Origin of the sequence: Kineococcus sp. NPDC059986, from assembly GCF_040702905.1 — a bacterium.
In the GTDB taxonomy this organism is placed as follows: domain Bacteria; phylum Actinomycetota; class Actinomycetes; order Actinomycetales; family Kineococcaceae; genus Kineococcus.
Genome location: NZ_JBFBND010000001.1, coordinates 264,561 through 288,454 on the forward strand (window position 1 = coordinate 264,561; position 23,894 = coordinate 288,454).

Below are 23,894 nucleotides of genomic sequence, written 5' to 3' on the forward strand. Positions count from 1 at the left end.
CACCCGAGTGTAAGGAACTGACAGACTGCGCCGGTGCCCGTCCCGATCCGCCCGAACCCTCCCGCACCTGCCGGCGCCGGCAGCCGGAGCCACCCGCTCGGGGTGACCCTGCGCGAGGACGGACAGGGAGCCGACGTCGCGGTCTTCGCCGGGCACGCCGACGCGGTCGACGTCTGCGTCCTGCGCCCGGACGGGTCCGAGCAGCGGACCCGGTTGCCCGACGTGGACCACGGCGTCTGGCACGGGCACGTCCCCGGTCTGGTCGCGGGCTCCCGCTACGGCCTGCGCGTGCACGGCCGCTGGGACCCCGAACGCGGACTGCGGCACAACCCCGCCAAGCTGCTGCTCGACCCCTACGCCCGCGGCGTCGAGGGCGAGGTGGCCCTGACGCCGGAGGTGTTCGGCCACACCGTCGACGAGACGCTGCGCGGTGACCTCGCCGTCGCCGACCCCCGCGACAGCGCCCCGCACGTCCCCCGCGGCGTCGTCCTGCCCCCCCTGCCGGCGCCGTTGCGGGTCAGCCCGGGCGAACGGCCCGAGGTCCCCTGGTCCGACACCGTCGTCTACGAGGCGCACGTGCGCGGGCTCACCCGCCTGCACCCGGACGTCCCGGCGCAGGAGCGCGGGACGTACGCCGCCCTGGCGCACCCGGCCGTCGTGGAGCACCTGCGCTCCCTCGGCGTCACGACCCTGGAACTGCTGCCCGTCCACGCCAGCACGTCCGAGACCGCCCTGCGCCAGCGCGGGCTCGTGAACTACTGGGGCTACAACACCCTCGCCTTCAACGCCCCTCACCCCGGCTACGCCACGGCGGCAGCCCGGGCCGCCGGACCGGACGCCGTCCGCGACGAGTTCCGCCGGGCCGTGCAGGGGCTGCACGAGGCGGGCATCGAGGTCCTCCTCGACGTCGTCTACAACCACTCCTGCGAGGAGGGCCCGGACGGGCCGCACCTGTCGCTGCGCGGGCTGGACGACGCGACGTACTACCTGCGCGACGCCGGCGGGCGACCGTTCGACGTCACCGGCTGTGGGAACTCCCTGGACTTCACCGAGCGCCGCGTCGTCCAGTTCGCCCTGGACTCGTTGCGGCACTGGGTGACCGAGTACGGGGTCGACGGGTTCCGGTTCGACCTCATGACGACGCTGGCGCGCGGGCGCGACGGGTTCTCCCCCGACCACCCGTTCCTCGTGGCCCTCGGCACCGATCCCGTCCTCGCCGGCACGAAGCTCGTCGCCGAACCGTGGGACGTCGGTCCGTTCGGCTGGCGCACGGGCCAGTTCCCGGAACCGTTGCACGAGTGGAACGACCGGTACCGCGACGGGGTCCGGCGGTTCTGGCTCACCGACGCCCGCGAGATCGCCCTGGGGCACTCCGCCCCCGTGGCCGCCGGACGCGGTCTGCGCGAACTGGCCACGCGCTTCGCCGGTTCGGCGGACACGTTCGACGTGCAGCGCGGCCGGCTGACGAGCGTCAACTTCATCACCGCCCACGACGGGTTCACCCTCGGCGACCTCGTCGCCCACGACCGCAAGCACAACGACGCCAACGGCGAGGGCAACCGCGACGGTTCGGACTCCGACACCAGCTGGAACCACGGGGTCGAGGGCGAGACCGACGACCCGCAGGTCCTGGAACTGCGGCGCCGGGCGATCCGGAACCTGCTCGCCACCCTCGTGCTGTCCACGGGGGTGCCGATGCTCACGGCCGGGGACGAGTTCGGGCGCAGCCAGGGCGGCAACAACAACCCCTACTGCCAGGACAACGAGGTCAGCTGGATGGCCTGGGACCTGCAGGACTGGCAGCAGGACCTCCTCGGCGACGTCCGGGAACTGCTGGCGCTGCGCCGCCGCTACCCGGTGCTGCGCGAGGCCGGGGTCCGCCGCGGGTCGCCCGTGCGCGACCAGCGGCAGGACCTGCTGTGGTTCGCCGAGGACGGCCGGCAGATGACCGTCGAGGACTGGCACCAGGCCGACCGGCGCATCCTGCAGGTCCTCGTCGACGGCCGCGGCCGCGGCCAGGACTCCGTCCTGGTCGTGGTGAACGGCGGACCGCGGCTGCAGGACGTCACGCTGCCGACCGTCGAGGGGATCGGCACGTTCGTGCCGCGCTGGTCCTCCACCCCCGACCGGCGGCGGCGCGCCACGGCCGCCGGGCGCGCCGTGCGGCTCGCGCCGTGGTCGGTCCGGGTGCTCGCCACCCCGTGACGCAGCCCGACCCCGTGACCCCCGCCCCGTGACCCCCACCTCGTGACCCCCACCTCGTGACCGTCGTCCTGGTCCCCGGCACCGGCTGCGCGCCCTGGCACTTCGACCGGGTCGCCCCGGGGTTGGCCCCCGAGCCCGTCGTGGTCCTCGAACTGCCCGGCCACGGCGCGGCGCGCCCGGTGGACCCCGTGACCCTGCCGGCGGTCGCGGACCGGCTCGCCGAGCAGGTCCCGGCGGACGCGGTCCTCGTGGGGCACAGCGCGGGAGGGGTCGTCGGTCTCGTCCTGGCCGTCCGGCACCCGGGACGGCTGCGACGGCTCGTGCTGCTCGACAGCAACCTGCCGGTGACGCCGGAGGCGCTGGCCACCAAGACGGCCCGGGCCGAGGCGGTGCTGCGCCCGGACTGGCGCCGGACCCTGGAGACGTCGATGCGCGCCTCGTGGGGAGCGCGGGAGCCCACCCTCGGCGAGGAGGTCGTCGCCGGGATCCTCGCCACCGACGCCGCCGCCGTGCGGCCGTTGTGGCACGCCGTCCTGGCCCTGGACCCCCGGCCGCTGCTCGCGGCGTTGCAGGTCCCGACCTCCTACGTCCGGTCGAGCCGGGACGTCGACCTCGACGCCCTGCACGCCCTCAACCCCCTCGTGGAGGGGGTCGAACTCGGGGACCGGGGCGCGGGCCACTGGCCGCACCTGACGGCCCCCGAGGCCGTCCTGGACATCCTTCGGGACGCCCTCAGGCGTTGACGACGAGCCCCAGTTCCGCGGGCGTGGCCAGCCCGGTGTGCCGGGGCAGGATGCGCACGGTGTAGCCGAACGGCCCGGTCTGGCGCAGGGCGAACTCGCCCTCGAACCGGTGCCGGCCGTCGCCGAACGACTCCGCCGGGGTCAGCCGCACCGTGCCCGAGGGCCGCAGCTCGTCGGACTCGCTGACGCGGCCGTGCACGACCTGCACCTCGACGTCGTCGACCGACAACCCGCCGAGCGAGACGAAGCCGCGCACGTGCACGACGTCGCCGATCTGCGCGGAGTCCCCCACCCCGGAGGACTCGACGTGGTCCACGCGGACCCCGGACCAGCCCTCGCGCACGGAGGCCTTCCAGTGCGCCAGGTCCCGTGCCCCCGCGGCCGAGGACTCCAGGGCCGCGCGGCCGGCCTGGGCCGCCGGCACGTAGAGCTGCTGGACGTAGTCGGTCACCATCCGGCTCGCCAGCACCTTCGGGCCGAGCGAGGCCAGGGTGTGCCGCACCATCTCCAGCCAGCGCGCCGGCAGACCGCGTTCGTCACGGTCGTAGAACCGGGCCGCGACGGAGTTCTCGACGAGGTCGTAGAGCGCGGCGGCCTCGAGGTCGTCGCGGTGGTCGGGGTCGTCGACGCCGTCGGCGGTGGGGATCGCCCAGCCGTTGCCGCCGTCGTACCACTCGTCCCACCAGCCGTCGAGGATCGAGAGGTTGAGCCCGCCGTTGAGCGCGGCCTTCATGCCCGACGTCCCGCACGCCTCGAACGGCCGCAACGGGTTGTTCAGCCACACGTCGCACCCGGGGTACAGCGACAACGCCATGGTGATGTCGTAGTTCGGCAGGAACACGATGCGGTGCCGCACCGCCGGGTCGTCGGCGAACCGGACCATCTGCTGGATGAGCCGCTTGCCCGTCTCGTCGGCCGGGTGCGACTTGCCCGCGATGACGAGCTGGACCGGCCGCTGCGGGTGCAGCAGCATCTGCTTGAGCCGCTCGGGGTCGCGCAGCATGAGCGTCAACCGCTTGTAGGTCGGCACGCGGCGGGCGAACCCGATCGTCAGGACGTCGGGGTCCAGGACGTCCTTCGTCCAGGCCAGTTCCGCCTCCGAGGCCCCACGCTGCAGCCAGGACAGCTTCAGCCGCCGGCGCGCGTCCTCCACGAGCCGGCCGCGCAGGACCCGGCGGGTCCGCCAGATCTCCTCGTCCGGGACCTGGCCGACCTTCTCGAAGCCGAGACCCTCGCGCGGGAGTTCGGGCCCGATGTACTGCTTGCCCATCGCGAACACCTCGGGCGCGACCCACGTGGGGGCGTGCACACCGTTCGTGATCGAGGAGATCGGCACCTCGGGGGCGTCGAAACCCGGCCAGAGGCCGTCGAACATCCCGCGGCTGACGGCGCCGTGCAGCTGCGAGACGCCGTTCGCGCGCTGGGCGAGCCGCAACCCCATGACGGCCATGTTGAAGACGTTCGGGTCCCCGCCCGGGTAGTCCTCGGCGCCGAGGGCGAGGATGCGCTCGACCGGGACCCCCGGCAGCGGGTTGTCGCCCCCGAAGTACAGGCCGATCTGGTCGCGGCCGAAGCGGTCGATGCCGGCGGGCACGGGGGTGTGCGTGGTGAACACCGTCGCGGCGCGGACGGCCTCGAGGGCCTCGTCGAACCCGAGCCCGCGCTCGACCTGCTCGCGGATCCGCTCCACGGACAGGAACCCGGCGTGGCCCTCGTTGGTGTGGTAGACCTCCGGCTCCGGCGCACCGGTCAGGCGCGACCACAGGCGCAGGGCCCGGACCCCGCCGACCCCGCAGAGCAGTTCCTGCTGCAGGCGGTGCTCGCCACCGCCGCCGTAGAGCCGGTCGGTGACCCCGCGCGCGGCCTCGTCGTTGTCCTCCACGTCGGAGTCGAGCAGCAGCAGGGGCACCCGGCCCACCTGCGCCTTCCACACCTGGGCGTGCAGCCGCCGACCCCCGGGAAGGTCCACCGACACCTTGGCCGCGCTGCCGTCGTCCTCGCGCAGCAGCGACAGCGGGAGGCCGTCGGGGTCCAGCACGGGGTACGTCTCCTGCTGCCAGCCGTCGCGAGAGAGCGACTGCTTGAAGTAGCCCGTCGCGTAGAAGAGCCCCACGCCGACGATCGGGACGGCGAGGTCGCTCGCCGACTTCAGGTGGTCCCCCGCGAGGATCCCGAGCCCGCCGGAGTACTGCGGCAGGGCGCCCGTGATCCCGAACTCCATCGAGAAGTAGGCGATCGAGGCGGGCGCGTCCTTCCCCAGACCGGCGTACCAGCCGGGGCGGGACAGGTAGGCCTCGAGGTCGGCGGCGGCCGTGCGGACCCCCTCCACGAACTGCGCGTCCCGCGCCAGCGCGTCGAGCCGTTCGGTGCTCAGGGCACCGAGCAGGGCCCCGGGTTCTCGGTGGACCGCGACCCACGCGGCGGGATCCATCGACTCGAACAGGTCCCGGGTGGGCTTGTGCCACGACCACCTCAGGTTGCTCGCGAGGTCCCCCAGCGGCGCCAACGGCGCGGGGAGCACGGTGCGGACGGTGAAGCGCCTGATTGCTCTCACGGCGCCGACCCTAGACCGGTGATCACCCCACCGCGACGGATTGGGTCGCACTTCCCCGCGACGGGCGCGTCGCCTCTCGATAGGTTCGCCCCGTGACGATCGACCAGGCCCGTGACCAGGCCCGCGCTCAGGACCGTGCCCAGGACCAGGTGAGCGTGCTGACCGGCCCCGCCACGGGGTCCCGGCAGCCCACCGTGGGACGCATCCCCGTGCTCGACGTCCAACCCGTCGTCGACGGCGGGCGCTGGCCCTCGCAGGCCGTGCCCGGTGAGCTGATCCCCGTGAGCGCCACCGTCTTCCGGGAGGGCCACGACGCCGTCGCCGCGACGGCCGTGCTCGTCCGCCCCGACGGCACCGACGGCCCGTCGGCCCGGATGACCTGCGTCAACCCCGGCAAGGACGCCTACGTCGCCACCCTCTCCCCCGACGCCGAGGGCCTGTGGGGCCTGCGGGTCGAGGGCTGGTCGGACCCCTACGGCACGTGGGACCACGACGCCACCATCAAGGTCGAGGCCGGGGTCGACGTGGCTCTCATGCTCGAGGAGGGCGCCCGCCTGCTCGAACGCGCGGCGGAGCAGGACGGCCGGTCCCCCGAGGACGCCGCGGTCCTGCACGCCGCCGCCACCGCGCTGCGGGACACCTCCCGCGGCGACCACGAACGCCTGGACGCCGGACGCACCGAGCAGGTGCGGGCCGTGCTGGAGCGCCTCCCGGTCCGCGAACTGCTGAGCCCGTCCACGACGTACCCCGTGAAGGTGGAGCGCAAGCTCGCGGCGTTCAGCGCCTGGTACGAGTTCTTCCCGCGCTCCGAGGGCGCGTCCTGGGACGAGGAGGCCGGTCGCTGGGTCTCCGGGACCTTCCGGACCGCCGCCGAGCGCCTGCCGGCGATCAAGGAGATGGGCTTCGACATCGCCTACCTCACGCCGATCCACCCGATCGGCCGGGTCAACCGCAAGGGCCCGAACAACACCCTGACCGCCGGCCCGCTGGACCCGGGGTCGCCGTACGCGATCGGGGCCGCCGAGGGGGGGCACGACGCCCTGCACCCCGACCTCGGGACGTTCGAGGACTTCGACGCCTTCGTCGGCCGGGCCAGGGAGCTCGGCCTCGAGGTCGCCATGGACATCGCGTTGCAGTGCGCCCCGGACCACCCGTGGGTCACCGAGCACCCCGAGTGGTTCACCACGCGCGCCGACGGGTCCATCGCCTTCGCCGAGAACCCGCCGAAGAAGTACCAGGACATCTACCCGCTGAACTTCGACAACGACCCGGCGGGGATCTACGCCGAGGTCAAGCGCATGGTGCTGCTCTGGGTCGAGCACGGCGTCACGCTGTTCCGCGTCGACAACCCGCACACCAAGCCCGTGGAGTTCTGGGAGTGGCTCATCGCGGAGGTCAACGCCGAGCACCCCGAGGTGGTCTGGCTGGCGGAGGCCTTCACCAAGCCGGCGATGATGCACACGCTGGCCAAGGTCGGTTTCCAGCAGTCGTACTCCTACTTCGCCTGGCGCAACCAGGCGTGGGAGCTGCGGGAGTACCTGCAGCAGCTCACCACCGAGTCGGCGCACTACATGGTCCCGAACTTCTGGCCGACGACGCACGACATCCTCACGCCGACCATGCAGTACGGCGGGCCGCCGGTCTTCAAGCTGCGGGCCGTCCTCGCGGCGCTGCTGTCGCCGTCGTGGGGGATCTACACCGGCTACGAGCTCATCGAGCACGCCGCCCGGCCGGGCGCCGAGGAGCAGCTGGACAACGAGAAGTACCAGTACCGCCCGCGGGACTTCGCCAAGGCCGAGCGCGAGGGCTGGTCGCTGGCGCCGTACCTGGCCAAGCTGAACTTCGTCCGCAACCACCACCCGGCGCTGCAGCAGTTGCGCGGCACCGTCTTCCACGCCACCGACGACGAGAACGTGCTGTGCTTCTCGCGCCGCCGCGTCGAGCTCGACGGCACCGAGGACCTCGTCCTCGTCGTCGTCAACCTCGATCCGCACGCGACCCGCGAGACGACCGTCCACCTCGACATGGGCGCCCTCGGGCGGCAGTGGTGGGAGCGCTTCACGGTGCGCGACGAGATCACCGGCGCGGAGTTCGAGTGGGGCGAGCACGACTACGTCAAGCTCGACCCGTACGTCGAACCCGCTCACGTGTTCCACGTCACGGGCTGACGCGGCACTGCGGTGGCGGGCCTGCGCGAGGACCCCGAGTGGTACAAGACCGCCGTCTTCTACGAGGTGCTGGTCCGCGCCTTCGCGGACTCCAACGGGTCGGGCACGGGTGACTTCACCGGCCTGACGGCGAAGCTGGACTACCTGGAGTGGCTCGGCGTCGACTGCCTCTGGTTGCCGCCCTTCTACGCCTCGCCCCTGCGCGACGGCGGGTACGACATCTCCGACTACAACGCCGTGCTGCCCGAGTTCGGCACGCTCGCCGACTTCCAGCACCTCGTCGCGCAGGCCCACGAGCGCGGGATCCGCGTCGTGACCGACCTCGTGATGAACCACACGAGCGACCAGCACCCGTGGTTCCAGGCGAGCCGGTCCGACCCCGAAGGTCCGTACGGGGACTTCTACGTCTGGAGCGACACGGGCGAGGAGTACCCCGACGCCCGGATCATCTTCGTCGACACCGAGACGTCGAACTGGACGTTCGACCCCGTGCGGCGGCAGTACTACTGGCACCGCTTCTTCTCCCACCAGCCCGACCTCAACTTCGACAACCCCGACGTCGAGGAGGCGATGTTCGACACCGTCCGGTTCTGGATGGACATGGGCATCGACGGGTTCCGCCTCGACGCCGTGCCGTACCTGTACGTGGCCGAGGGGACGAACGGCGAGAACCTGCCGGCCACGCACCGGTACCTGCACCGCCTGCGGCGCATGGTGGACGAGGAGTACCCCGGCCGGGTCCTGCTGGCCGAGGCGAACCAGTGGCCGTTCGACGTCGTGGAGTACTTCGGCACCGAGGAGGAGCCGGAGTGCCACATGTGCTTCCACTTCCCCGTCATGCCGCGCCTGTACTACGCGCTGCGCGAGGGCCGGGCCACACCCATCACCGACATCCTCTCGGCCACCCCGCGGATCCCGACGTCCAGCGGTCAGTGGGGCACGTTCCTGCGCAACCACGACGAGCTGACGCTCGAGATGGTCACCACCGAGGAACGTGCGTCGATGTACGGCTGGTACGCCCCCGACCCGCGGATGCGCGCGAACGTCGGGATCCGGCGCCGGCTCGCCCCGCTGCTGGACAACTCCCGGCCGGAGCTGCAGCTCATCCACGCCCTCGTCCTGTCGCTGCCCGGCAGCCCCTGCCTGTACTACGGCGACGAGATCGGGATGGGCGACAACATCTGGCTGGACGACCGGGACGCCGTCCGCACCCCGATGCAGTGGACGCCGGACCGCAACGCCGGGTTCTCGGCGGCCGACCCCGGCAAGCTGTACCTGCCGACGGTGCAGTCGCTCGTGTACCACTACCAGGCGGTCAACGTGGAGGCCCAGCTCGCGACGGGTTCCTCACTGCTGCACTGGGTGCGCAGCGTGCTCGCGGTGCGGCGCCAGCACCCCGCGTTCGGGCGTGGGGACTACCTGCAGCTGACCTCGCGCGACGAGGAGGCGCACTGCAGCAACGAGGCCGTCCTCGCCTTCCTGCGGGTCCTCGAGAGGTCCGGCGAGGCCGAGGGTGAGACGGTGCTCTGCGTGAACAACCTCTCCGACCACCCCCAGGCCGCGTCCCTCCGCCTGCCCGGGTACGCCGGCGCGCGGCTGCGCGACGTCTTCGGCGGTGCCCCCTTCGGCACGGTGGACGCCGACGGACGGGTCGAGGTGACCTGCGGGTCGCGCGGGTTCTACTGGCTCACCGTGGAGGCGTCCTGATGGGTGTCCCCGCGAAGACCTCCCAGGCCTCCGACGCGGCGATCGCCGAGCTGCTGCGCGGCTGGGCCCCGGCCCAGCGCTGGTTCGCCCACAAGGGCGTCGCGGTGCACGTGGAGCGGATCGAGCGCACCCCCCTCGACGAGGGCGGCGTGGCCCAGCTGGTCGCGCTGACCGTGCGCGCGGGTGAGGGGCCCGACGCCCCGCACACCGTGTACTCCGTCCCGGTCTCGGTCCGTCCCGCCCCCGACCCGGACCTGTCGGCCGCCCTCATCGGGGACCTGCCCGACGTCGACGGGGCACCGGCGTGGATCTACGACGGCCCGCACGACCCGACCTGGACCCGCGCGCTGCTGACCCTCGTCGCCAGCGAGGAGGGTGCGGGTTCGCGCGCGGTCGGCGTCAACGGCCACAGCGCCGAGGGCGGGCTGCCCGTCCCCGCCGGGGCCCGGACCAAGGTGCTGACCGGTGAGCAGTCGAACACCTCCATCGTGGTCTCGGCCGACGAGGGCGAGACGCCCCTCATCGCCAAGGTCTTCCGCGTCCTGTCCGCGGGGGACAACCCCGACGTCGTGGTGCAGACCGCCCTGGCCGACGCCGGCTGCGCCCGCGTCCCCCGCCCCGCGGGCTGGGTGGACGGTCGCTGGACCGGACCGGACGGGTCGGCGGCCGCCGGCCACCTCGCCCACGTGACGGAGTTCCTCGCCGGCTCCCAGGACGCCTGGCGCGTCGCGACGGCCGCCGTCGGGCAGGGCCTCGACTTCACGGCGCAGGCCCGGGAGCTGGGCCGCGCCACCGCCGAGGTGCACGCGGTGCTCGCCGCGGAGCTGGCCACCGAACCGGCGACCCCCGGACGCCTGGCCGCCGTCGCCGACGGTCTGCTCGACCGCGTCGCGTGGGCGTGCGCGGCCGTCCCGCAGCTGCACGAGGTGGCGGCGGCGGCCCGGGAGCGGGTCGACGCCGTCCGGCACGTGCAGGACGCGCCGCCGCTGCAGCGCGTCCACGGCGACTACCACCTGGGCCAGGTGCTGCACTCGCAGACCCGGGGCTGGGTGCTGCTCGACTTCGAGGGCGAGCCGCTGCGACCGCTGGCCGAGCGCAGCCTGCCCGACCTCGCCCTGCGCGACGTGGCGGGGATGCTCCGCTCCTTCGACTACGCCGCCTCGACCGTCCCGGCACCGGGGAGCTGGGGCCCGGACTGCCGCACGGCCTTCCTCGACGGGTACACCGAGGTCGCCGGCACCGACCCGCGCACCGGCGGGCAGGCGGTCCTGCTGGCCGCTCTCGAGCTCGACAAGGCCCTCTACGAGGTGGTCTACGAAGCACGCAACCGGCCGGACTGGCTGCGCATCCCGCTGGACGCCGTCCACCGGTTGCTCGGCCCCGCCACCCCAGACGCGTCCTGAGAGGCGACCCCACGATGATCACGGGAGACTGCAACGCATGACCGGTGAAGCCCCCACCCCCCGACCGATCGACGCCGACTCCCTCGCGCGCGCCGCCGCCGGGGCGCACTGGTCGCCGCACTCGGTGCTCGGCGCGCACGCCCACGACGGCGGCGTCACCTACCGCGTCCTGAAGCCCTTCGCCTCGTCGGTGACGATCGTCGACGAGTCCGGCACGCGCACGGGCCTCGTGCACGAGCACGACGGCGTCTGGGTCGGCGTCCAGCCCGACAGCACGGTCGGCGACTACCGCGTCGAGGTCGTCTACGACGACGGCGAACCCCTGCTCGTCGACGACCCCTACCGCTTCCTGCCGACCGTCGGCGAGGTCGACCTGCACCTCATCGGCGAGGGCCGGCACGAGGAGCTGTGGAACGTCCTCGGCAGCCACGTCCAGCGGTGGAACGGTCCGCTCGGGCCGGTCGAGGGCACGTCGTTCGCCGTGTGGGCCCCCAACGCCCAGGCCGTGCGCGTCGTCGGCGACCACAACCACTGGAGCGGGCGCACCGAGGGGATGCGCTCGCTCGGGTCCTCCGGGGTCTGGGAGGTCTTCCTGCCGGGCGTGGTCGCCGGGGCGCGGTACAAGTACGAGATCCTCGGCCCCGACGGCCACTGGCGGCAGAAGGCCGACCCGATGGCGCGCTACAGCGAGGTCCCGCCGGCGACCGCCTCGGTCGTCACGGAGTCCTCGTACACCTGGGGCGACGAGGCCTGGCTCACCGAGCGCGCCGCCCGCAGCGCCCAGGACGGTCCCGTCTCGATCTACGAGGTGCACCTGGCCTCCTGGCGCCAGGGCCTGTCGTACACCGAGCTGGCGACCGAGCTCGTCGACTACGTCAGCGCCGCGGGGTTCACGCACGTCGAGTTCCTGCCCGTCATGGAGCACCCCTTCGGCGGGTCCTGGGGTTACCAGGTCACGGGCTACTTCGCGCCGACGTCCCGGTTCGGGACCCCCGACGAGCTGCGGCACCTCATCGACGCCCTGCACCAGGCGGGCATCGGCGTCATCATCGACTGGGTCCCCGGCCACTTCCCCAAGGACGAGTTCGCCCTGGCCCGCTTCGACGGGACCGCGCTCTACGAGCACCCGGACCCCCGCCGCGGCGAGCACATGGACTGGGGCACGTACATCCCGAACTTCGGCCGCTCCGAGGTGCGCAACTTCCTCGTCGCGTCCGGTTTGTACTGGCTCGAGGAGTTCCACGCCGACGGTCTGCGCGTCGACGCGGTCGCCTCGATGCTCTACCTCGACTACTCCCGCAACGAGGGCGAGTGGGAGCCGAATCAGTTCGGCGGCCGCGAGAACCTCGAGGCGGTGAGCTTCCTGCAGGAAGCCAACGCCACCGCCTACAAGCGGACCCCCGGGATCATGATGATCGCCGAGGAGTCGACGGCCTACCCGGGGGTGACGGCTCCGACGAGCGGCGGCGGTCTCGGGTTCGGCCTGAAGTGGAACATGGGCTGGATGCACGACTCGCTGCAGTACATCAGCCAGGACCCCGTGCACCGCCAGTACCACCACGGCGAGCTGACGTTCAGCCTCGTCTACGCGTACAGCGAGAACTTCTGCCTGCCGATCTCCCACGACGAGGTCGTGCACGGCAAGGGGTCGTTGCTGCGCAAGATGCCCGGTGACCGCTGGCAGCAGCTCGCCAACGTCCGCGCCTACCTGGCGTACATGTGGTCCCACCCCGGCAAGCAGTTGCTGTTCATGGGGTCCGAACTCGGCCAGGAGGCCGAGTGGTCGGAGTCCCGCTCCCTGGACTGGTGGCTGCTCGACACCCCGTGGCACGCGGGGCTGCTCAAGCTCGTATCCCAGCTGAACGCCGTCTACAAGGCGCGGCCCGAGCTCTGGTCGGACGACTTCACGCCGGAGGGTTTCGACTGGATCGACGGCGGCGACAACCAGCGCAACCTGCTGTCGTTCGTGCGTTGGTCGACGGAGAAGAAGCCGCTGGTGGCGGTCTGCAACTTCTCCGGGAGCGCCTACGAGGACTTCCGCGTCGGCCTCCCCCAGCCGGGTGCCTGGCGCGAGGTGCTCAACACCGACGCCGAGGAGTTCGCCGGGTCCGGCGTCGTGAACACCGGAACCCTGCAGGCCGAGGACATGGCCTGGAACGGTCAGCGGTTCTCCGCGCAGCTGCGCGTCCCGCCGCTCGGTGTCACCTGGCTCGTCCCCGCCTGACCCCACCGGGCTGACGGGTCCCGTGGCCCCGCGCGGAACGGTCCGCGCGGGGCGACGGGTGCACCAGCCGCTCAGGCGAAGGCGTCGACGCCCGTCAGTTCCGCGGACAGCGTCCACAGCCGCGCCGCGGCCTCGGGGTCGGTGGCGTGCGGGGCGACCCCGGCCGTGAACGGCGGGCGCTCCGCGTCGACCGGCAGGGCGACCTCGCAGTCCTCGCAGAACACCCCGCCCTTCCCGTCCAGGACGGGGTTCGTCGCCGCCCAGACCTCGGTTGCCGCGCCGGCCTGTGGGGACTTGAACCCGTCCATGAGCAGTTCGCCGTCGTCGTCGATCCAGCCGAGGGCGACCATCTCCTCGCGCGGCAGGTGCCGCTGCAGCGGCGTCATGATTCCGCCGGGGTGCACGGAGAAGGCACGGACCCCGCGCGGCGCGGCGAGGGCGTCGAGGTGCACCGCGAACAGGGCGTTGGCCGTCTTGGCCTGCCCGTAGGCCTCCCACTTGTCGTAGTCGCCGCGGGTGAACATCGGGTCCTCGAAGCGGATCGGCGAGCGGTGGTGCGCCGAGCTGGAGAGGACGACGACGCGACCGCCGCCGGCTTCGACCGCCGGCCACAGGCGGTTGACGAGGGCGTAGTGGCCGAGGTGGTTCGTGCCGAACTGCGCCTCCCAGCCGTCGCCGATCCGCGTCTCGGGGCAGGCCATGATCCCGGCGTTGCCGATGAGGGCGTGCAGAGGGCGGCCGGAGTCGAGGAACTCCTGGGCGAAACGGGCGATGCTGCCCTGGTCGGCGAGGTCGAGCTCGGCGACCTCGACGCCCTCGATGCCGGCCAGTTCGGCGGCCGCGTGCTCGGGCCGCCGGGCCGGGACGACGACGTGCGCGCCGGCGGCGGTGAGGGCGCGGGTCGCCTCGAGGCCGATGCCGGAGTAGCCGCCCGTCAGGACGACGGTGCGGCCGGACAGGTCGAGGCCCTCGAGGACCTCCGCGGCCGTCGTGTCGTGGCCGAAGCCGGATCCGACGGGCGCCTGCGGGGTGCGGGTGTGCTCAGTCACCCGGGCGACGGTACGCCCGCACCCTGCAGCGGATCAGACCCGCGGGTCAGACGAGGCCGTTGGCCGAGAGGAAGTCCTTGGCCACCGCGGCCGAGGTCTTCTTGTCGACCTGCACCTGCGCCAGGTACTTCGTGAGGCTCTCGGTGGTGAGCTTGGCCGAGAAGGCGTTGAGCGCCTCGGTGACGGTGCTGTTGTTCTTCGAGGACCGGATGAGCGGCAGCACGTTCTGGGCCAGGAACAGGTTCTTCGGGTCCTCCAGGACGACGAACTTGTTCGTCTCGATGGAGGAGTCGGTCGTGAAGATGTTCCCGACCTGGATCGACCCGTCCTTCAGGGCCGCGACGGTCAACGGGCCACCCGCGTCGAGCGGACGGAACGTGCCGAACTCGACGCCGTAGAGCTCCTGCAGACCCTTCAGGCCCTGGTAGCGCTCCTGGAACTCCGGGCCGGCGCCGATGGTGAGGTCCTTGGCGACGGGCGCGAGGTCGGCGATGGACGTGAGGTTGTACTTCGACTTCGTCTCGGACGTCACCGAGAGGGAGTCCTTGTCCTCCGCCGCGGACTGGTCGAGGACCTCCAGACCGGAGGGGATCTCCTTCTTGAGGGCGTCCAGCACCGTCTCCGGGCTGGACACGCCCTGCGGCGCGTCGCCCTTGAGGTAGTACGCGAGGAGCGCGCCGTTGTACTCGGGCAGCAGGTCGATCGAGCCGTCGTCGAGCGCCTTGAGGTAGAGCTCGCGGGCGCCGATGTTGAACTTGCGCTGCACCGTGACGCCCTTGGCCTCGAGGACCTGGCTGTACATCTCGGCGAGCAGTTCGCTCTCGGGGAAGTTGGCCGAGCCGACGATGATCGTCTTGGCGTCGGCGGAGCCGCCGGCGGCGGGCGTGCTGTCCGTGGCCAGCGGGTCGTCACCGCCGCCACACGCGGCCAGCGTCGCCGTGAGGGAGCCCACGAGGGCGAGGCCGAGCAGGTTCCTGCGGTTCATGACGAGCCTTTCGACGTGACGAGTTCTGGTTCCGGGACCGTCCCGGACTCTGCCACGGATCGGGTGCCCCGTGCTCGGGACAGTCCGCGACCCGTGATGCCGGGCGAGACGACGTACCGCTGGACGAGTCCGAGCAGCAGGTCGAGGACGACGGCCAGGGCGGCGACCACGACGGCCCCCGCGACCATGCGGCCGTAGTCGTTGAGCGCCAGGCCGTCCACGAGCAGGCGCCCCAGGCCGGACAGCCCGACGTAGGCCGCGACCGTGGCGGTCGCGACCACCTGCAGGACAGCGGCTCGCACGCCGCCGAACACGACCGGCAGGGCCATCGGCAGTTCCACCCGGAAGAGGACCTGGGTCGAGCTCATGCCCATCCCCCGCGCCGCGTCCACCGCGTTCGGGTCCACCGTCCGCAGCCCGGCGTACGTCGAGGTGAGGATCGGCGGGATGACGAGGACCACGAGGGCGATGAGCACGGGCAGGAAGCCCTGGCTGCTCATGTAGACGACGAGCAGGCTCAGCAGCCCGAGCGTGGGCAGCGAACGCCCCGCGTTCCCGGCGTTGATGGCGATGAAGGACCCCTTGCCCGTGTGCCCGATGAGCAGACCGACGGGGAAGGCGATGAGGAACCCGACGAGCACGGACAGGCCCGTGTAGCCCAGGTGCGCCAGCAGCAGGTGCGGGATGCTGCCCGAGGAGGACCAGGCCCAGTTCGCCCCGTCGAGCAGGTACGGCGTTCCGTCCACGTCAGGCTCCCTTCACGGCGCGGGCCCACGGGGTGACCGCCCGCTGGAACAGGACGATGAGCAGGTCCGCGATGCCCGCCAGCGCGATCGACAGGACGATCCCGACGATGATCGGCGCCGTGTAGAACAACTGGAAGCCGCGGGTGAACAGCGCCCCCAGCCCGCCGACGCCCAGGAGGGCGCCGACGCTGACGAGCGAGATGTTCGAGACCGCGGCGACCCGGACGCCGGCGAGGATGACGGGGGCGGCCAGCGGCAGTTCCACCTCCAGCAGGCGGCGGGTCCGCTTGTAGCCCATGGCCGTCGCGGCCTCGGTGAGGGTGGGGTCCACGGACCGCAGGCCGTCGGCGACGGTGCGGGCCATGAGCGCCACCGTGTAGAGCGCGAGCGCCACGACGATGTTCACGGGCGAGAGGATCTTCGTCCCCAGCACGTACGGCAGGGCGACGAAGACCGCGAGCGAGGGGATCGAGTAGACGAGCCCGGAGACGTTGAGGAGCGGGTGGTAGAGCCAGCCGTACCGCACCCCGAGGTACCCCACGGGCAGCGCCACGGCGACCCCGATGAGCAGGGGCAGGACGGCCAGGACGACGTGCTGCTGCAACGCGTCCAGGACGGTGGCCTGGTTCTCCGAGAGGTACGTCCAGATCTCGTTCACCGGCGCTTCTCCAGCAGGTCCACGAGGTCGTGGTGGTGCACCAGGCCGGTGGCGCGGCCGTCCGCGTCGACCTGGACGGCGGTGCCCGTGGGGGACGTGAGGGTCAGGTCGATGACGACGCGCAGCGAGTCCCCGGCGCGGAACGTCCCGTCGACGTCCAGCGGACGGCCGGCCTCGTCGAGGCGGACCCCGTCCAGCGGTCGCAGCACGAGCCCCTCCGTGCCCTGGAAGCTGAGCCCGCGGTAGCCGCGGTCGCGTCCGACGAAGTTCCGGACGAAGTCGTCGGCCGGTTCGGTGAGCAGTTCCCGCGGGGAACCGACCTGCGCCAGGTGCCCGCCCTCGCGGAACACGGCGATGCGGTCGCCGAGGACGACGGCCTCGTCGATGTCGTGCGTGACGAGGGCGATGGTCTTGCCGAGGTCGCCCTGCAGCCGCAGGAACTCCTCCTGCAACTGGTGGCGCACGATGGGGTCGACGGCGCTGAACGGTTCGTCCATGAGCATGACGGGCGGGTCCGCCGCGAGGGCGCGGGCGACGCCGACGCGCTGCTGCTGGCCGCCGGACAGCTGCGCGGGGTACCGGTCGGCGAACGAGGTCGGCAGGCCGACGCGTTCGAGCAGTTCCAGTGCGCGCGTGCGCTCGCGGCCCCGTCCCACGAGCTTGGGGACGGTGAGGACGTTGTCGAGGACGGTCTTGTGCGGGAAGAGCCCCGCGTGCTGGATGACGTAGCCGATCCCCCGGCGCAGCTCGGCCGGCGGCTTGCTGCGGACGTCCTCGCCGTCGATGCGCACGGTGCCGCCGGTGGGGTCGACCATCCGGTTGATCATCCGCAACGAGGTCGTCTTGCCGCACCCGGACGGTCCGACGAAGACCGTGATCCTGCCGGTCGGCAGCTCGAGGTCGAGGTCGTCGACCGCGACGGTCCCGTCGGGGAACTGCTTGCGGACGGCCTCGAAGGTGATCACTGGGGCGGCTCCGATGTTTGACCGGCGGGCTGGTACATGCTGAGCACAGGACGAGGACCGGTCAACGAGGCTCGAAGGGCCGTCACCCGATCGTGACCTCTCCTCAGACGGACCAGCGGACGTGGTGGAGGGCCTAGTGGATCAGCAGCACGACCCGTCCGCGACCGCGGGGGTCGCGCGGGTGGTGCTCGTGGACGGCGGGGTGCTCGCCCTGGAGGACCTCGACGCGCTCGCGCGCGGCCGGGCGCGTCCCGTCGTCGACCGCGCGGTCCTCGCCTCCCTCGGTGCGCTGCACGCGGCCATGGAGACCGCGCGCGGGAACGGGACGGTCTACGGCGCGACGACGGGCGTGGGCGCCAACAAGGACGTCGACGTCGAGGAGGAGCAGGAGGAGCACCCGCGCGCGCACGGGCTGCGGCTGCTGCGGTCGCACGCGGCGTCGCTGGGACCGGTGGAGGACGAGGCGACGACGCGGGCCACGCTCGTCGTGCGGCTCAACCAGCTGCTGGCCGGGGCGCGCCTGGGGCTGGGGGCCGGGGTGAGCCCACCGGTGCTGGCCGCGCTCGCCGACGCCGTCGAGACGGGGGCCGTCCCGACGCTGCACCGCTTCGGCGGGATCGGGACGTCGGACCTGGCGCCGCTGGCCGAGCTCGGGCTGACGCTCGTGGGTGAGCGCCCGTGGGCGAGCGGGGCGCTGCCGCCCGTGGGCCTGGGCCCGGCGGACGCGCTGCCCCTCATCTCCTCGCACGCCCTCACGCTGGCGACGGCCTCGCTGGCGCTCGTGCGGTTGCGCGAGCTGCTGATCGCGGGGCTGGGGATCTCGGCGCTGTCCTTCCTGGCGCTGCGCGGCAACCCGCAGGCCTGGGCCCCGGCGGTGCACGCGGCCCGTCCGCACCCGCGTCAGCAGGCGGTCGCCGCGGCGCTGGACGCGCTCGTGGCGGGCGGACCGGAGCCGGTCCGACTGCAGGACCCGTTCGCGCTGCGGACCGCGCCGCAGGTGCTGGCCCCGGCCTTCGCGGCCGCGGACGCCCTGGCCGACGTGCTGCTCATGGAGGCCTCGACGCCCGGGGAGAACCCCCTGGTCTCCCTCGAGGGGGTGTTCCACCACGGGCAGTTCCACGCCGCGTCCCTCGCGACGGCGCTGGACACGTTGCGCGCCACCACCTACGGGGTCCTGACGTTGTCGGCGGCGCGGCTGGCGCTGCTGCTGCGTCCGGAGCACACGGGGTTGCGCGCGTTCCTGGCGGCGGGTCCGCGCGGCAGTTCGGGGCTGATGATCGGCGAGTACGTCGTGCAGGACGCCCTCGCGGAGCTGCGGCCGGCGACGGCGCCCATGACGGCGGGCACGGTGTCGATCTCGCTGGGGCTGGAGGAGCACGCGAGCTTCGCGACGCAGGGGGCGCGGGCGCTGCGGCAGACCGCCGACCTCGCCCCGCTCGTGCTGGCCGTCGAGGCGCTGGCCGCGGTCCGGGCGCTGCGCGCGGCCCCCGACCGCCTCTCCCCCGGCGCGACCGCGTTGTTCGGGGTCTTCGACGAGGTGCTCGACCGGGACGCGCGCGACGCGCCCATCGGTCCGGACGTCGAGGCGGTCGTGGCCCGCGTCCCCGACCTGGCGCTGCTGCTACGCCTCGAGGGGCCGTAGCTCGTCGGCGTAGCTGACGGAGGCGCGGCGCAGGACTCCGGCGGGCGAGATCGAGTACTGGCCCATCCGCCACAGCGGCGGGGAGTAGGCGTGGATCGAGACGGACCCGTCGACGGCACCGCTCATGCGGTGGATGTGCTCGGGGCCGAAGGCGAACGACCGGCCCGCGGCGACGGTGCGGACGACGGGGTCGCCGCCCATCCGCGGGGTCGCCTCGACGACGGCGCCGCGGGTCACGGCGACGGCGCCGGAGGACGTGTCGTGGTCGTGCCAGCCGGTGTCGTCGACGGTGTTCCAGCACAGCAGCCAGACGTCGAGGTCGCCGTCGCGGTGCAGGGAGGCGAAGTGCCGGCCGCCGGTGTCGTGGCGGACGAGGTGCTCCCACGCCCCGGGGCGACGGGCGGCCTCCTCGACCCACGCCTTGAGCTCCGCCGGGGTGAGGACCCGGCCGGGGGCGGGCGGCAGCGCGGGGTGGGTGCTGGTCGTCGTGCTGGGCGTGGTGCTGGTCGTGGTGGTCGTCGTGCTGGTCACGGTCGGCTCCCTTCGAGCAGGTGGGCGGGGTTGGTCACGGCGAGGGCGTGGGCGAAGGCCGCGCCGAAACCGGGGAGGTCGTCCGGGGCGAACGGGTCGGCGTAGGGCCGGTCGCTGCCGAGGACGACGGGGTCGACGCCCACGACGCGGACGAGCGCGTCGACCGCCCGGGCGCCGTAGGAACTCGTCTCGTAGTGCACGTTCTGGTCGAGCGCGCCGAGCGCCCCGCCGCGGGCGGTGAGCCGCTCGTGGTGCAGCGGGGCGAGACCGGCCAGCGCGACGAAGGCCAGGCGCAGGGTCGGGTGGTTCGCCCGGCCCGCGACGTGCCACGTGCACCAGGCCGCGTGCAGCTGCTGGACGTAGGGCACGACGGCCGGCCACCAGCCGGGCGCGTCGACGGCCGCCCCCGCGGGCCCGGGGTGGACGAGCAGGGGCCGTCCGGCGCGTTCGCAGACCTCCAGCAACGGACCGACCCGTTCCAGACCCGCCGGGTCCGCGAGCGCCGTCGCGGGGAGCTGGAGGCCGACGACGCGGTCGTCGGCCAGCAGGTCGGCGAGGCCGCGCGGGTCGACGTCGAGCACCCCCGCCGCCGCCCAGACGGCGAAGGGGTCCGGCAGCGCGCGGGCGCCGTCGTGCCAGGCGGCCAGCAGCGGGGCGGCCTCCTCGCCGGGGAGGTGCTCGACGCCGAGGGGGGACGACAGCGAGACGAGCGCGCGGTCGGTGCCCTGTGCCCGTTCCAGGTCCACCCGCCGGGTGACGTCGTGGGCGGTGGGGTCGACGGGGTAGGGCGCCTCCCCCGCCAGGTGCAGCGTCCAGCCGTCGAGGAACGGGGGTGTGCGGCGGGCGCGGAGGGCGTCGACGAACGGCGCGGGCCACAGGTGCTGGTGACAGTCGGTGCGCACTCGACTCCTCTCCGGTCTTTGTGAAGCGCTTCACTCATGAGTGAAGCGCTTCACACCGGTGGCGTCAAGAGGCGACCGGGGACACCCGTCGGGACACCCACGGGTGTTCCCACCGCCGGCCCCCCGTGGGTGCAGCCGTGGGACCGGCCCCCCGGTCGTCGGGACGACGCGCTCCCCGGTCCCACGCCCGGCCCGACGCCGTCCACCCGGCGGGGGATGCTGACCCCGTGCAGCCGCCGGTGGACCGTGTCCGCGCCCTGTGGTCCGGACTCGCCGGGCCGGGTGCGTCCTTCCACCCCGGCCCCGGCCTGCGTCCCCTCGTCACCGGCGAGGCGGCGATCTGCCCGCCGGGGTGGTGCGGCGTCGTGACGGTCGGGGGCGAGCACCTGGCCACCGCACCCGACGCCCGCCGCGCCGCACTCCTGGCGCAGACCCCGGTGACGGAGCTGCCGGGGCTCGCCACCGAAGTCCTCGGGCCGGCGCACCTCGCCTACCTCGCAGGACCGCCGGCCGTGGGGCCGTCCGAGCCGGTGCCCACCGACCGACCCGTCGACGACCTGCTGGCGGCCTGCCCGGCCGCGGACGTCGAGGAGGCCGGACTCGCGGACGCCTCGTCGCCCACCTTCGTGGTCCTGCGCGCCGGACGCCCCGTCGCGGCGGCCGCCTACGAGCGGTGGGCCGTCGCGGGAGACTCGACGGTGGCCCACCTGTGCGTCCTCACCGACCCGGCCTTCCGCGGTCGGGGTCTGGCGCGGGTCGTCGCTGCCGCCGCCAGTGCGCACGCCGACGCGGACGGACTGCTCTGCCAGTGGCGGGCGCGTCCCGCCGCCTCCCTGCGCGTCGCCCGCGCCCTCGGCTACTCCGTCCTGGGCTCGCAGCTCAGCCTGCTCATCCCCTGAACCAGGCGCCGGAGCCAGGCGTCGGGGGCGGGCGTCGTCCCAGACGGTGGGTCCGCACTCCCCCGGTTACTGTGCAGCGGTGCCGAAGGACGCGCGGAGGACCCTGCAGGACGTGGCGGACGCAGCAGGGCTCTCGTTGGCGGCGACGTCCTACGCCCTGCGCGGCACGCGCGGTTCGGCCGCCACCATCGAACGCGTCCAGACGCTGGCCAGCGAGCTCGGCTACCGCGTCGACCCCATCGCCCGGGCCCTGGCGAGCGGGCGCACCGGCACGGTCGGCGTCTCCGGTTCGCTGCGCGACCTGTGGCAGCAGGACCTGTCGGTGATGCTCACGCGCGCCCTGCGCACCGTGGACCGGGACGCCTCCATCGCCGACGCCGACGCCGATCCCGTCGTCGAACGCCGTGTGCTGGAACGGTTCGCGGCCCAGCGGGTGGACGGGGTCCTGGCCTCACCGGTCGACCCGTCCGCCGAGCACTGGCAGCTGCTGGACGCCTCGACGGCCGTCGTGTCGATCGGCGACGCCCTCACCGCGCGGCCGGGCAGCGGGGCGGTCCTCTTCGACAACCGGCACGGTGTCCGTGAGGTCCTGCAGCACCTGCGGGACCGGGGACACCGCCGGGTCGCCCTGCTCACGCCGTCCCTGCCGACGACGCCGGGCCGGCCCTCCGAACTCCTCGCCGTCGAGCTGGCCGCACCCCTGGGCCTGGACCTGGTCGTCGTGCCCGCGCCGGCGGGTCCGACGGGGGCGACCGCCGCGGCGGCCGCGGTCCTGGACACGGCCGACCGGCCGTCCGCGGTCTTCTGCCTCTCCGACTCCCTCGCGTTCGGGGTCTACCGCGCGGCGGCGGACCTCGGGCTGCGGGTGCCGCAGGACGTGGCGGTGGCCGGTTTCGACGACCACCAGCTCGCGGCCCTCGTAGCCCCCGGGCTGACGACCGTCTCGTGGGACGAGGACGCGATCGTGGCGTCGGCGGTCGAGCAGCTGCTCGCACTGCAGGAGAACGGCGAGGCGCCCGATCCCGTGACGTTCCGCCCCCACCTCGTCGTCCGCGGGTCGACCGGCTGAACCACCGCCTCCTCAGAACCGCCCGTCCCGCAGCAGGTCCACGACCCGGTCGACGTCCAGGCCGTAGGGACGGTCGGTCACCACGGGGTCCACGGCGTCGCCCAGCTCGGCGGCCACGACATCGAGAGCCGCCACCAGGTCCGCCGACAGCCCGGACAGTCCCCCGCGCAGCGCCCGCGCGCGGTGCACGGTGAGGAGCTCGACGGCGAGCACCTCGCGGAGCCCGTGGAGGAGTTCGCCCAGGCACTCGGACGCCTCCAGACCGAAGCTCTGGACGTCCTCCTGCCCCAGGGACGTCTCGACGGCCCCACCGAGCGCGGGGACGGCGAAGCGGCGCAACCGGTGCGCCACCCCGACCGCCCGCTTGTGCAGGGCGACGAGCCCCGCCTGCACCCCCGGTTCCGGCGACAACTGCGGGGTCAGGCTCGTCAGCCGGGGGTCCAGCGCGCGGTGGGTGCGGGCCACGGACGTCTCGGCCACGTGCAGCAGGGCGGCGGTCAGCGCGTCGGAGGCGGCCGCCAGCTCGGTCCCGGCGAAACCGGCGGTGCCGGCGAAGGACGCGTCGTCGAGGAAGGCCGGGGAGTCGGTGACGCCGTCCAGGGCGCGGTCGGCGGCCTCCTGCAGGTCGCGGACCCGGCGCCGCGCCACCGCGAGGGCGGCGGGGGCCACCCGCACGGACAGCGGCGCCTGCAACCCCTCCGCCGTGGGTGCGGGACGCAGCGCCCGCAACCGGTCGTGGACGCCGGCGAGGACGTCGTCGCCCCGGGCCAGCCCCGGGCGCAGCGGGTCGGGGTTCGCACGCAGCACCTCGGCGCTCGCGGCCACGACCTGCTCGGTCTGCCGGAGCAGCACCTCGACCGCCGCGGACTGCACGACGGCGAGCGCCGTCGCCACGGGCACGCCCTCGAGGAGGGCGACGCCCTCCTTCGCGCCGAGTCCGAACGGCCCGGGATCGGACCCGTCGAGGGTCCGGCCGGTCCCGAGGACGACGGCACCGACGTGCGCGAGCGGGATGATCTCCCCTGCGGCCCCATTGCCCCGCAACGGGATGCACGGCAGGCAGTCACGGCGGAGCAGGTCGCTCAGCCGGAGGCACAGGTCCGGGGAGACGGCGGCCTCGGGGTGCAGGAACGTCCGCAGCCGGACGGCGAGCACGGCCCGCGCCTCGGTCGGCCCGAGCCACGGGGCCGACCCCACGGCCCGGCCCACGACGAGGTTCTCCTGGTGCCGGGCCCGGGCGGCGGCGTCGAGCCCGACCCCGGCCAGGGCCCCCATCCCCGTCGTCACGCCGTAGACCGGGCCGGACGTCTCCAGCGAGCGCAGGAGGGCCTCCCGGCGCCGGCCCAGGTGCGCCAGGAGCTCCGGGGCGAGGTCCACCGGGGCGCCGGCGGCCACGCTCCGCACGGCGTCGGCGTCGAGGTCGGCGCCCCGGTGCAGGATCACG

At 73.6% G+C, this 23,894-nt stretch carries 18 protein-coding genes; 9 read left to right on the forward strand and 9 right to left on the reverse strand.

The window, feature by feature from the left end; genetic code table 11:
• Nucleotides 1-33 precede the first annotated feature (33 nt).
• A complete protein-coding gene (gene glgX, locus AB0637_RS01205) occupies nt 34-2,205 on the forward strand; it encodes a glycogen debranching protein GlgX (protein ID WP_366169305.1) in 2,172 nt (723 codons plus the stop codon).
• A 56-nt stretch (nt 2,206-2,261) separates the two neighbouring features.
• Nucleotides 2,262-2,948 carry an alpha/beta hydrolase gene (locus tag AB0637_RS01210; RefSeq protein WP_366169306.1) on the forward strand — a complete coding sequence of 229 codons (687 nt, stop codon included), beginning with the start codon at nt 2,262-2,264 and terminating at the stop codon, nt 2,946-2,948.
• Here AB0637_RS01210 and glgP read toward each other — a convergent pair.
• On the reverse strand, nt 2,938-5,502 hold the full coding sequence (gene glgP, locus AB0637_RS01215; RefSeq protein ID WP_366169307.1) for an alpha-glucan family phosphorylase: 2,565 nt from the start codon (nt 5,500-5,502) through the stop codon (nt 2,938-2,940). The genes AB0637_RS01210 and glgP overlap by 11 nt on opposite strands.
• 155 nt (nt 5,503-5,657) lie before the next feature.
• Here glgP and AB0637_RS01220 point away from each other — a divergent pair, with 155 nt between their 5' ends.
• Genes AB0637_RS01220 through glgB form a run of 4 tightly spaced genes read left to right on the forward strand, consistent with a single transcriptional unit; the run spans nt 5,658 to nt 13,004 of the window.
• Nucleotides 5,658-7,670: an alpha-1,4-glucan--maltose-1-phosphate maltosyltransferase gene (locus AB0637_RS01220; protein ID WP_366169479.1), complete on the forward strand. Its 2,013-nt coding sequence runs from the start codon at nt 5,658-5,660 to the stop codon at nt 7,668-7,670.
• Nucleotides 7,671-7,682: 12 nt separating this feature from the next.
• Nucleotides 7,683-9,377, forward strand: a complete 1,695-nt coding sequence (treS, locus tag AB0637_RS01225; protein WP_366169308.1) for a maltose alpha-D-glucosyltransferase — start codon at nt 7,683-7,685, stop codon at nt 9,375-9,377.
• A complete protein-coding gene (locus AB0637_RS01230) occupies nt 9,377-10,780 on the forward strand; it encodes an aminoglycoside phosphotransferase (protein WP_366169309.1) in 1,404 nt (467 codons plus the stop codon). The genes treS and AB0637_RS01230 overlap by 1 nt, the downstream gene beginning before the upstream one ends.
• A gap of 37 nt (nt 10,781-10,817) precedes the next feature.
• Nucleotides 10,818-13,004 (forward strand): 1,4-alpha-glucan branching protein GlgB, encoded by a 2,187-nt coding sequence (glgB, locus tag AB0637_RS01235; RefSeq protein ID WP_366169310.1) that lies wholly within the window; start codon nt 10,818-10,820, stop codon nt 13,002-13,004.
• 71 nt (nt 13,005-13,075) lie between these two features.
• On the opposite strand, the gene AB0637_RS01240 is transcribed toward glgB, so the two are convergent.
• Genes AB0637_RS01240 through AB0637_RS01260 form a run of 5 tightly spaced genes read right to left on the reverse strand, consistent with a single transcriptional unit; the run spans nt 13,076 to nt 17,407 of the window.
• Nucleotides 13,076-14,053: an SDR family NAD(P)-dependent oxidoreductase gene (locus tag AB0637_RS01240; protein WP_366169311.1), complete on the reverse strand. Its 978-nt coding sequence runs from the start codon at nt 14,051-14,053 to the stop codon at nt 13,076-13,078.
• Between the two features lie 46 nt (nt 14,054-14,099).
• Nucleotides 14,100-15,038: an ABC transporter substrate-binding protein gene (locus AB0637_RS01245; RefSeq protein ID WP_366169312.1), complete on the reverse strand. Its 939-nt coding sequence runs from the start codon at nt 15,036-15,038 to the stop codon at nt 14,100-14,102.
• Complete coding sequence (locus AB0637_RS01250) at nt 15,035-15,784, reverse strand: ABC transporter permease (protein ID WP_366169313.1); 750 nt, start codon at nt 15,782-15,784, stop codon at nt 15,035-15,037. The genes AB0637_RS01245 and AB0637_RS01250 overlap by 4 nt, the downstream gene beginning before the upstream one ends.
• 1 nt (nt 15,785) lies before the next feature.
• Nucleotides 15,786-16,442, reverse strand: coding sequence for an ABC transporter permease (locus AB0637_RS01255; protein ID WP_366169314.1), 657 nt, complete (start codon nt 16,440-16,442; stop codon nt 15,786-15,788).
• Nucleotides 16,439-17,407 (reverse strand): ABC transporter ATP-binding protein, encoded by a 969-nt coding sequence (locus AB0637_RS01260; protein WP_366169315.1) that lies wholly within the window; start codon nt 17,405-17,407, stop codon nt 16,439-16,441. Before AB0637_RS01260 ends, AB0637_RS01255 begins: the two co-directional genes overlap by 4 nt.
• A gap of 136 nt (nt 17,408-17,543) precedes the next feature.
• Between AB0637_RS01260 and AB0637_RS01265 the strand changes: the two genes are divergently transcribed.
• Nucleotides 17,544-19,049 (forward strand): aromatic amino acid lyase, encoded by a 1,506-nt coding sequence (locus AB0637_RS01265; RefSeq protein WP_366169316.1) that lies wholly within the window; start codon nt 17,544-17,546, stop codon nt 19,047-19,049.
• Here AB0637_RS01265 and AB0637_RS01270 read toward each other — a convergent pair.
• Both AB0637_RS01270 and AB0637_RS01275 read right to left on the reverse strand, forming a co-directional pair.
• On the reverse strand, nt 19,029-19,514 hold the full coding sequence (locus AB0637_RS01270; protein WP_366169480.1) for a cysteine dioxygenase family protein: 486 nt from the start codon (nt 19,512-19,514) through the stop codon (nt 19,029-19,031). The two genes, AB0637_RS01265 and AB0637_RS01270, sit on opposite strands and share 21 nt — an antisense overlap.
• A 62-nt stretch (nt 19,515-19,576) precedes the next feature.
• On the reverse strand, nt 19,577-20,482 hold the full coding sequence (locus tag AB0637_RS01275; protein ID WP_366169317.1) for an amidohydrolase: 906 nt from the start codon (nt 20,480-20,482) through the stop codon (nt 19,577-19,579).
• 227 nt (nt 20,483-20,709) lie between these two features.
• Here AB0637_RS01275 and AB0637_RS01280 point away from each other — a divergent pair, with 227 nt between their 5' ends.
• Nucleotides 20,710-21,381, forward strand: coding sequence for a GNAT family N-acetyltransferase (locus AB0637_RS01280; protein WP_366169318.1), 672 nt, complete (start codon nt 20,710-20,712; stop codon nt 21,379-21,381).
• A gap of 79 nt (nt 21,382-21,460) precedes the next feature.
• Nucleotides 21,461-22,450: a LacI family DNA-binding transcriptional regulator gene (locus AB0637_RS01285; protein ID WP_366169319.1), complete on the forward strand. Its 990-nt coding sequence runs from the start codon at nt 21,461-21,463 to the stop codon at nt 22,448-22,450.
• A gap of 12 nt (nt 22,451-22,462) precedes the next feature.
• Here AB0637_RS01285 and AB0637_RS01290 read toward each other — a convergent pair whose 3' ends face one another.
• Nucleotides 22,463-23,893: an aromatic amino acid ammonia-lyase gene (locus AB0637_RS01290; RefSeq protein ID WP_366169320.1), complete on the reverse strand. Its 1,431-nt coding sequence runs from the start codon at nt 23,891-23,893 to the stop codon at nt 22,463-22,465.
• Between the last annotated feature and the right edge of the window lies 1 nt (nt 23,894).